Source organism: Streptomyces sp. NPDC056734 (genome assembly GCF_042790455.1).
Taxonomy (GTDB): Bacteria; Actinomycetota; Actinomycetes; order Streptomycetales; family Streptomycetaceae; genus Streptomyces.
Genome location: NZ_JBHTZD010000004.1, coordinates 286,322 through 294,793, shown reverse-complemented (window position 1 = coordinate 294,793; position 8,472 = coordinate 286,322). Strand labels below are relative to the sequence as shown.

Below are 8,472 nucleotides of genomic sequence, written 5' to 3'. Positions count from 1 at the left end.
GGGGGGCGCCCCCGGCCCGGGGGGGGGGCCCCCCCCGCCCCCCGTGCTGGGCGGCCCCCCGGGGCCCCCCCCCCCCCCCGGGGGGGCCCCCCCCCCGCGGCCTTCCACCCGGCGGAGCCGGGGCCGACTCCCGGGGCGCCCGCCCCGGACGGTCCGCCCTCGACCGTTCCGTCAGCAGTTCCTGAGCACCGATCAAGCAAGTTCGGAAGGATTCCCATGGCTGAGAACCCCGATGCGATCGTCACCGACCCCAAGGCGGAGGGCGCGGGCGGCTGCCCCGTCGCCCACGGGCGTGCCGCGCACCCCACCCAGGGCGGTGGCAACCGTCAGTGGTGGCCGGAGCGGCTCAATCTGAAGATCCTTGCCAAGAACCCGCCCGTGGCGAACCCGCTGGGCGAGGAGTTCGACTACGCGGAGGCGTTCCGGTCCCTGGACCTGGCGGCCGTGAAGCAGGACATCGCCGAGGTGCTGACGACGTCGCAGGACTGGTGGCCGGCCGACTTCGGCAACTACGGGCCGCTGATGATCCGGATGGCCTGGCACAGCGCCGGTACGTACCGGATCAGTGACGGCCGCGGTGGCGCGGGCGCCGGTCAGCAGCGGTTCGCCCCGCTGAACAGCTGGCCGGACAACGCCAGCCTGGACAAGGCCCGCCGTCTGCTGTGGCCGGTGAAGAAGAAGTACGGCCAGTCCCTGTCCTGGGCCGACCTGATGGTCCTGACCGGCAATGTGGCCCTGGAGACCATGGGCTTCGAGACCTTCGGCTTCGGCGGTGGCCGCGCGGACGTCTGGGAGGCCGAGGAGGACGTCTACTGGGGCCCCGAGACCACCTGGCTCGACGACCAGCGCTACACGGGCGACCGAGAGCTGGAGAACCCGCTCGGCGCGGTCCAGATGGGCCTGATCTACGTCAACCCGGAGGGCCCCAACGGCAACCCGGACCCGATCGCCGCCGCCCGTGACATCCGCGAGACGTTCCGCCGGATGGCGATGAACGACGAGGAGACCGTCGCCCTCATCGCCGGTGGCCACACCTTCGGCAAGACCCACGGCGCGGGCCCGGCGGACGCCGTCGGCGCCGACCCCGAGGCCGCCCCGATCGAGCAGCAGGGCCTGGGCTGGAAGAGCACCTACGGCACGGGCGTCGGCAAGGACGCGATCACCTCGGGCCTGGAGGTCACCTGGACCACCACGCCGACCCGGTGGAGCAACGGGTTCTTCAAGAACCTGTTCGAGTACGACTACGAGCTGACGCAGAGCCCGGCGGGCGCCAACCAGTGGGTCGCCAAGGACGCCCCGGAGATCGTCCCGGACGCGTTCGACGCGGACAAGAAGCACCGCCCGACGATGCTCACCACGGACCTCTCGCTCAAGTTCGACCCGATCTACGAGCCGATCTCCCGCCGGTTCTACGAGAACCCGGCCGAGTTCGCCGACGCCTTCGCGCGTGCCTGGTACAAGCTGACCCACCGTGACCTGGGCCCGAAGTCGCTGTACCTCGGCCCGGAGGTCCCGGCCGAGACGCTGCTGTGGCAGGACCCGCTGCCCGCCGCCGAGGGCGCGACCCTCGACGCCGCCGAGGTGACGGCGCTCAAGGCCAAGATCCTCGACTCGGGTCTCAGCGTCTCGCAGCTGGTCGGCGCCGCCTGGGCGTCCGCGGCCACCTTCCGCGGCAGCGACAAGCGCGGTGGCGCCAACGGTGCCCGGATCCGTCTGGAGCCGCAGCGCGGCTGGGAGGTCAACAACCCGGACGACCTGGCCCAGGTGCTGCGCGCCCTGGAGAGCGTCCAGGCCGAGTTCAACTCCGGCGCCAAGAAGGTCTCGCTGGCCGACCTGATCGTCCTCGGCGGCTCCGCGGCCGTGGAGAAGGCGGCCAAGGACGGCGGCGTCGAGATCGAGGTGCCGTTCTCGCCGGGCCGGGTCGACGCGGCCGAGGAGCACACGGACGCCGAGTCGTTCGCCGCGCTGGAGCCCGCGTACGACGGCTTCCGCAACTACCTCGGCAAGGGCAACCGGCTGCCGGCCGAGTACCTGCTGCTGGACCGCGCCAACCTGCTCACGCTGAGCGCGCCGGAGACGACCGTGCTGGTCGGCGGCCTGCGCGTGCTGGGCGCCAACCAGGGCGGCGCCCAGCACGGTGTGCTCACCGAGACGCCGGGCACGCTGACGAACGACTTCTTCGTCAATCTGCTCGACCTGAACACCAGCTGGTCGTCCACGTCCGAGGACCAGAGCACGTTCGAGGCGCGTGACGCCTCCGGCGCGGTCAAGTGGACCGGCACCCGTGCCGACCTGGTCTTCGGCTCCAACTCCGAGCTGCGCGCCCTCGCGGAGGTCTACGCGAGCGACGACGCGAAGGAGAAGTTCGTGACGGACTTCGTCGCGGCGTGGGCCAAGGTCATGGACCTGGACCGGTTCGACCTGCGCTGATCTTCGACCTGCGCTGATCATTGCATCGCCCTGTCCGGGCCGGCTCCGCGAGGGGCCGGCCCGGACGCCTTTTTCCTGGTGGGACCGGACGCCTTTCGTCCCGGTGGGAACGGAGGGCGGGGCTCGGGAGTTCTCAGAGCGGAGACCGGCACGGGAGGGCATCAGACATGATCATTTTTGGTACCAAGGGGTATCTGTACCAGCTCGCGGTCCTCACGCTGGTCTGCGGATGCTGCGGCAACCCGGCGGCACACACCCTGCGCAAGCACGTCACGAAGTTCTCCCTCTTCTTCATCCCGCTGTTCCCGGTGTCGACCAAGTACACGACCCAGTGCACGTTCTGCGCCGCCGAGGAGCGGGTGACCAAGGAGGTCGCGGATCGCCTGCTGGCGCAGTCGGCGGCCGGCCAGGGCCCCCACATATCGGCTCAGCCGCAGCAGCAGCACCGCCCCTGACCTGCGGGCGGGGGTCCACCGGTCCGAGGCGGGCGGCCCCGGCTGCATCGAAGGATGCAGTGCCCTTTCCTCCATGCGCAGGAAGAACGCGGCCTGGTCGCCGGGGACGCTGGTGTCATGTCCGAGAGCATGCGCGCGTCCCTGGCCGCACCGCCCGTCAGCGGGCCTCCCAGGGGCCGAATACCTCTCCTCGACGTCCTCAGAGGCGTGGCGGTCCTCGGCACGCTGATGACCAACGTCTGGATCTTCGCCACGCCGGGCTCGGAGTGGGCGTTCCTCCAGGGGGTGCCGATGGCGGACCCGTTCGAGGAGCCCGCCGAGGCGCTGTTCCGGTTCCTCGCGGACGGCAAGTTCCTGGCGATGCTGACGGTCCTGTTCGGGGTCGGGCTGGCGATCCAGTACGACAGCGCGAAACGCCGGGGCACCGCGTGGCCGCGCGGCTACCGGCCCCGGGCGCTGTTCCTCCTCTTCGAGGGCACCGTGCACTTCGTCCTGGTCTTCGGCTTCGACGTGCTGATGGGCTACGCGCTCACCGCGCTGCTGGCGGCCCGGCTGCTGGTGCGGTCCGAGCGCAGGCGCCGGGTGATCATGTGGACGTCGGTGGGCGTGCATGTGGCCCTCATGACGCTGATCACCCTCGCGCTGCTGGCCGACCCGTCCGACGGCCCGCGAGGCGTGTCCGCCGGGACCGTAGATGTCTACGCCCACGGAAGCTGGCTCGACCAGATCGCCTTCCGGCTGGACAACGCGCTCGCACTGCGCATGGAGCCGGTCATCTCCTTCGGTCTGCTGCTCTTCCTGTTCCTGCTGGGCGTACGGCTCTACCGGGCGGGCGCCTTCGCGGCCAGCGACCACGGACGTCTGCTGCGCTCGCGGCTGGCCCTGTGGGGTCTGGGCCTCGGCCTCCCCCTTAACGCAGCCGTGTACCTGGGCGGCGGGGACCTCTTCTTCCTCGGCCGCTATGTGGCCGCGCCCCTCGTCGCCCTCGGCTACCTGGGCCTGATCGGCGTCCTGGTCGACCGCGCCTGGCTGCCGGGCGCCGCCACCCGCGGCCTCAGCGCGGTCGGCCGTACGGCACTGACCTGCTACGTCCTCCAGAACGTACTGGCGATGCTGGCCTGCTACGGCATCGGGCTCGGCCTGGCCGAGACCTTCGCGGACAGCGGGCCGTGGTGGGTGATCGGCCTGTGGGCGGTGATCTGCGGTCTGCTCATCGCCTTCGCCCTGCTGTGGCTGCGCCGGTTCTCGCAGGGGCCGCTGGAGTCGGTGCAGGGGTGGGTGCTGCGGCGCTGAGCGGAGCCGGGGTTCACCTAGGTCACGGGCTCGGTGAGGCCGCCCAGGAACTCGCGGTACTCCACGATCCGGCCCCGTGCGTCGACGCGGTGCAGGACCGTGGTGAGCAGGCCCTTGTAGGGCTTGCCGCGCAGGATTCCCTCGCCTTGGTCGCAGGACACGACCCAGGGGCCGTCGTGGAGGCGGAGATTCTCGCCGGTCGTGGTGAGGCGGCTCGTCTCGAACATCGCGCGCCAGCGGTCGCGGTCCATGGCTGCTCTCCGTTGCTCGCGTGGGGTGGATCCCCGTGCGTACCGATGAGGCTAGTCAGGGGTGGGGGTGGGGAGAGCCGTGAGGGGGGTGGTGTCGGCACCAGGCATGGGCGTCATCAGGGTGCTGTGTCCGTGGGGCGGGACGCGGTGCGCAGGGCGTCGGCGACGCGGGACACGGCGTCGGCCGGTGGGGTGGGCAGCCGGGCGAGAAGAAGCCGGCGCTGTTCCCGGGCGCCGCCGCGGACGGGACGGACGGCGACGCCGTCGGGGGCGGCCGGGGCGAGGGAGGCGGGGACGGTCGTCAGTCCGCGGCCGACGGCGACCAGGTGCAGCTTGGCCGGCCGGTCGCGGGCGGTGTGGGCGATGACGGGCCGTTCGTCGAGTCCGGGCCAGACCCCCATCAGCCGGTCCTCGCCGGAAGCGGGCGCGGCGATCCAGCGCTGTCCGCGCAGGTCGGCGATGTCGACGTAGGCACCGCGGGCCAGCGGATGGGACACGGGCAGCGCGAGGCACAGGCCGCGCTCGGTGAGCGTCTCGGTCACCAGTGAGGGGGACTCGGCGTCCAGCGGGCGATACGGCGGGGTGGAGCTCAGCAGGGCGAGGTCGATGCTGCCGGAGCGCAGGGCGCGGACGAGTGCGGGGGTGCTGCCCTCGCGGGAGGTGACGGTGATCGCCGGGTGGGAGGCGCGCAGGGCGGTGAGGGCGCGGGGCAGGATCACGGCCCCGGAGTTGGGCGGCCGGCCCACCCGTACGGTGCCGCCCTGGTCGGGCAGGCCGGACAGTTCCCGGGCGGTGCGGTCGATCTCGTCGAGGACGGTGGTGGCGCGGCGCAGCACCAGGTGCCCGGCGGGGGTCAGGCGTACGCCCTCGCGGCGCCGGTCGAGCAGGGTCGTACCGGCGGCGCGCTCCAAAGAGGCCATCTGGCGGGAGACCGCGGACTGGGTGTAGCCGAGGGAGACCGCGGCGGCGGTGAAGGTGCCCTGCTCGGCGACCGCCCGGGAGCTGGAGTCGATGGTGCGTGCCCCCTCGCTCCCGGCAAGCGGGCCGACCTGCTGGTCCTGGACGCCGACCCACTGGACGACATCGTCCACACCCGGGCGATCTCGGCGGTCTGCTTCGCGGGCCGGCCACTGGACCGGGAGCGGCTGCGTGAACGCTGGGCGGACGGGACGTAGAGCGGACGGGGTGTGCAGCGGACGTACATGCAGAAGGCTGACGTCCAGACCGTCGTGGCCGTGGAGACCGGGAAGTCAGCGATCCACCCGGTCCGATGCGACCGGATCGGCTTCGGGCGCCCTTGTGACGACCGGGTCCTGGGTGTCGAAGGCGACGAATCGCAACTCCGAGGTGTAGCGGCGGCCTTCGTCGTCGGTCAGCCAGGTCTGCTCCGGGGTCGGGAGCATCTCCGTGAACGTGGCGGTGCCGTGCGGGTCCTTGCGGGCCAGACGGCGCAGGGCCTTGGCGAGGATCGTGACGTAGACCGGGCTGTCGAAGTCGACGTAGAAGGGGCGGGACTCGGTCGGGGAGACGACGAAGACATAGCGGGGCAGGCCCAGTCGGGTGCGCCACCGGCGGGCCTCCACGAAGCGCCGGGCCTCGTCCTTCTCCGCCGCGAAGGCCGCCTCCGTGGCGGGCAGCCGCCAGGTCTCGCGGGCGACGACCAGGCGGTCGAGGGTGATGCGCGGGGTGTGCGCGGCGGGTGGGAGGAGTTGGAAGAGGTCCATCGACAGCGTGGTCAGGACGTGCGAGAAGACGTCGGCCACCGGGAAGAGGGAGCCGTCCGGGAGGCGGACGACGAGGTTGCCGTCACGTTCCTCGACGACGGCGTCGGCGCTGCGCACGGCCCGGGGACGGGCGGGGTCCGCGGTGAAGTCGGTGAGGGCGACCTGGTAGTCCTGCGCCCGTACGAGCGTGTGGCGGACCCGGGCGGAGAGGCGGGACCGGTGTTCCTTGGGGATCAGGGGCATCAGGCGCGGGGCGGGATGATCTCGGTCGGTGAGAGCGAACAGTTCGTCGAGGTCCGGGTGCTGGTGGGTGAAGAGTGACGCGCCCAACGTGTTGGCGGCGAGGTGGAGTTCGCCCAGGACGAGGGTCAGCTCGCCGCGGGCCGCCGCCTCGGGTCCGTCGGCGGCGACCATGATGTCCGGGCTGAGGTAGCGCGCGGCGGTCCAGCCGCCACCGCCCGCGAACTCCCGGCCTACGGCCGCCTCGATGTCGGCGGTGCGCACGTTCACCCGGCGGGCTCCCTCGGGGACGTCGAGGACACGCCGCCAGCGTGCGGCGAACTCGCGCTGGAGGTCGGCCGTGGCGGTGCGGGCGGTGCCGTGCAGCACCGGCAGGCACGCGAACCAGAAGGAGGCGAGGTCGACCGGGCCGTCGGCGGCGAGCCGGTCGTGGACCGGGCGGGTCCCGGCCGCGACGGCGTCGGCCAGTTGTGAGGTGAGCCAGCCCGCGCTGTCCATCAGGACGCGCAGCGGGGACAGCGCTTCGAGGACGGCGGGACCTAGGCGGGCGGTGGCGGAGCGCCGGGTGTCGCTGTAGACGAGGGCGCGGCAGGGCGCCGTGGAGGCGGACTTCTCCCGGACGGCGGCCGTGTCGGTGAGGTTCGTGAAGTCGTGCTCCAGTTCCTGCATCGCGGCGACGAGTTCGTCCCCGTCGGTCGCGGCGGCGACCTTCGCCCGGCCGGCCTCCAGGAGGTCCAGGGCCGCCAGCGCGCGCTGCCGGGGGCCGGGGTCGCCGACGCTCTCCAGCCAGGCGCGCAGGGCGCGCTCGGGGTGGGTGCCCGCGGGAACCTCCAGTCGCCAGGACGCCCAGCGGCGGGCCGTCAGGTCGGCCAGGGTCGCGGGGACATCGGTGCCGGGCAGGTCGGCGGCGATGTCGCGGGCGGGCCGGACGCCGTCACAGCGGGTGAGGACGGCCGCCGCGGCGGCGGAGACGGTCGTCGGGGGCCTGCCGGGCACCCGCACCTCGTCACCGTCCACCACGACGAACGGCACCCGTCTGGGCGCGATCCATCCGCGCAGTTCCGGATCGGCGTCCAGGATCTTCGCGAACGCGTCGATGCCCCAACTGGCCCAGTAGACGGTGGAGTCGGCGATCAGGCCGGTTCCGGTGTCGACGGCGACACCGGGTACGGAGCTGTCCCAGCGGCCCCAGCCGACGGGGCCGAAGAAGCCGATGGTGTCGTTCTTCACGCAGAACCGCTGCCAGTAGTGGGCGACGAGTTCCTCACGCTGGCGGGGCATGCTGCTGCGGGGATCCACGCCCGGCGTCCAGCGCAGGAACGGGGCGATGCCGGAGGTGAGCACGGGCCGGTTCTGCCAGGCGAGGGCCTGCCGGAACGCGGGGGTGCGGGCGATGTCCTGGAGGTGGCGGGCGGTTTCCACGGCCGCGGCGGACAGTTCCGCGCCGAAGCCGTCCCAGTCGGGGCCGGACAGCGGGGTATCGGGGCCGAACTTGTCGGCGGCCTCGGCCAGTCCGGGCGGGGCCAGGCGCAGCACGCCGTCGGCGGGAAAGCCCGGCCCGCGCAGCGCGAACTGCTCCCACAGCCGCCAGCGGCCGAGGGACGGAACGGGGTCTTCGGTCATGACGGCACTCCTTGACACGCGGGACGGCGGGAAGTGGTGTGCGAGGGGGTGGGACGGGCCAATGGGTACACCGGCCCTCTGCGCACGGGTGTGCGAGGGCCAGGGTCCCGAAGATCTCTCGGCCACACGGACCTGCCCACGGCGCCGGATCAGGCCCGGCCGTAGTCGGTGTCGACGACCTCGGCGAGTTCGCGCGGGGTCGGGTAGGCGAAGACCAGGGAGACCGGGACGTCGTCGGCGCCGAGGAATTCCTGGAGACGGCCGGTGATCTGGAAGGCGGTCAGGGAGTCGCCGCCCGCCTCGTAGAAGTCGGTGTCCTCCGTGAGGTCGGCGCAGCCCAGGACGTCGCGGAAGACGTCTACGAGCAGGTCGAGGGTGCTGGTGACGGTGGCGGTGGCGGTGTTGTCGGTCATGGCGTGTGCTCCTTGGCAGTGGCAGTGGCAGTGGCAGTGGCAG

Annotated in this window: 7 protein-coding genes; 3 read left to right on the top strand and 4 right to left on the bottom strand. The window is 72.4% G+C overall.

Annotated features, from left to right (window positions below; all coding sequences use genetic code 11):
- Window positions 1-216 precede the first annotated feature (216 nt).
- From katG to ACFRFC_RS07645, 3 genes are all read left to right on the top strand, one after another.
- Entirely contained in the window at window positions 217-2,430 is a 2,214-nt protein-coding gene (katG, locus tag ACFRFC_RS07655; protein ID WP_382687058.1) for a catalase/peroxidase HPI, read from the top strand.
- 167 nt (window positions 2,431-2,597) lie between these two features.
- Window positions 2,598-2,885: a zinc-ribbon domain-containing protein gene (locus tag ACFRFC_RS07650; protein ID WP_382687055.1), complete on the top strand. Its 288-nt coding sequence runs from the start codon at window positions 2,598-2,600 to the stop codon at window positions 2,883-2,885.
- Window positions 2,886-3,002: 117 nt separating this feature from the next.
- Window positions 3,003-4,178, top strand: coding sequence for a DUF418 domain-containing protein (locus ACFRFC_RS07645; RefSeq protein WP_382687053.1), 1,176 nt, complete (start codon window positions 3,003-3,005; stop codon window positions 4,176-4,178).
- A gap of 17 nt (window positions 4,179-4,195) precedes the next feature.
- On the opposite strand, the gene ACFRFC_RS07640 is transcribed toward ACFRFC_RS07645, so the two are convergent.
- The 4 genes from ACFRFC_RS07640 to ACFRFC_RS07625 all read right to left on the bottom strand — a co-directional run bounded on the left by ACFRFC_RS07640 (window position 4,196) and on the right by ACFRFC_RS07625 (window position 8,429).
- Window positions 4,196-4,429 (bottom strand): hypothetical protein, encoded by a 234-nt coding sequence (locus ACFRFC_RS07640; RefSeq protein WP_382687051.1) that lies wholly within the window; start codon window positions 4,427-4,429, stop codon window positions 4,196-4,198.
- 116 nt (window positions 4,430-4,545) lie between these two features.
- The gene (locus ACFRFC_RS07635; RefSeq protein ID WP_382687466.1) at window positions 4,546-5,442 is read right to left on the bottom strand and encodes a LysR family transcriptional regulator; all 897 of its coding nucleotides are present in this window, start codon (window positions 5,440-5,442) and stop codon (window positions 4,546-4,548) included.
- 237 nt (window positions 5,443-5,679) lie between these two features.
- Window positions 5,680-8,016, bottom strand: coding sequence for a lantibiotic dehydratase (locus ACFRFC_RS07630; protein WP_382687048.1), 2,337 nt, complete (start codon window positions 8,014-8,016; stop codon window positions 5,680-5,682).
- A gap of 149 nt (window positions 8,017-8,165) precedes the next feature.
- Window positions 8,166-8,429, bottom strand: a complete 264-nt coding sequence (locus ACFRFC_RS07625) for an acyl carrier protein (protein WP_382687045.1) — start codon at window positions 8,427-8,429, stop codon at window positions 8,166-8,168.
- Between the last annotated feature and the right edge of the window lie 43 nt (window positions 8,430-8,472).

Bases quoted from the DNA above. Each gene is read 5' to 3' on its own strand.
- katG (WP_382687058.1), top strand. From the start codon at position 217: ATGGCTGAGAACCCCGATGCGATCGTCACCGACCCCAAGGCGGAGGGC.
- ACFRFC_RS07650 (WP_382687055.1), top strand. From the start codon at position 2,598: ATGATCATTTTTGGTACCAAGGGGTATCTGTACCAGCTCGCGGTCCTC.
- ACFRFC_RS07645 (WP_382687053.1), top strand. From the start codon at position 3,003: ATGTCCGAGAGCATGCGCGCGTCCCTGGCCGCACCGCCCGTCAGCGGG.
- ACFRFC_RS07640 (WP_382687051.1), bottom strand. From the start codon at position 4,429: ATGGACCGCGACCGCTGGCGCGCGATGTTCGAGACGAGCCGCCTCACC.
- ACFRFC_RS07630 (WP_382687048.1), bottom strand. From the start codon at position 8,016: ATGACCGAAGACCCCGTTCCGTCCCTCGGCCGCTGGCGGCTGTGGGAG.
- ACFRFC_RS07625 (WP_382687045.1), bottom strand. From the start codon at position 8,429: ATGACCGACAACACCGCCACCGCCACCGTCACCAGCACCCTCGACCTG.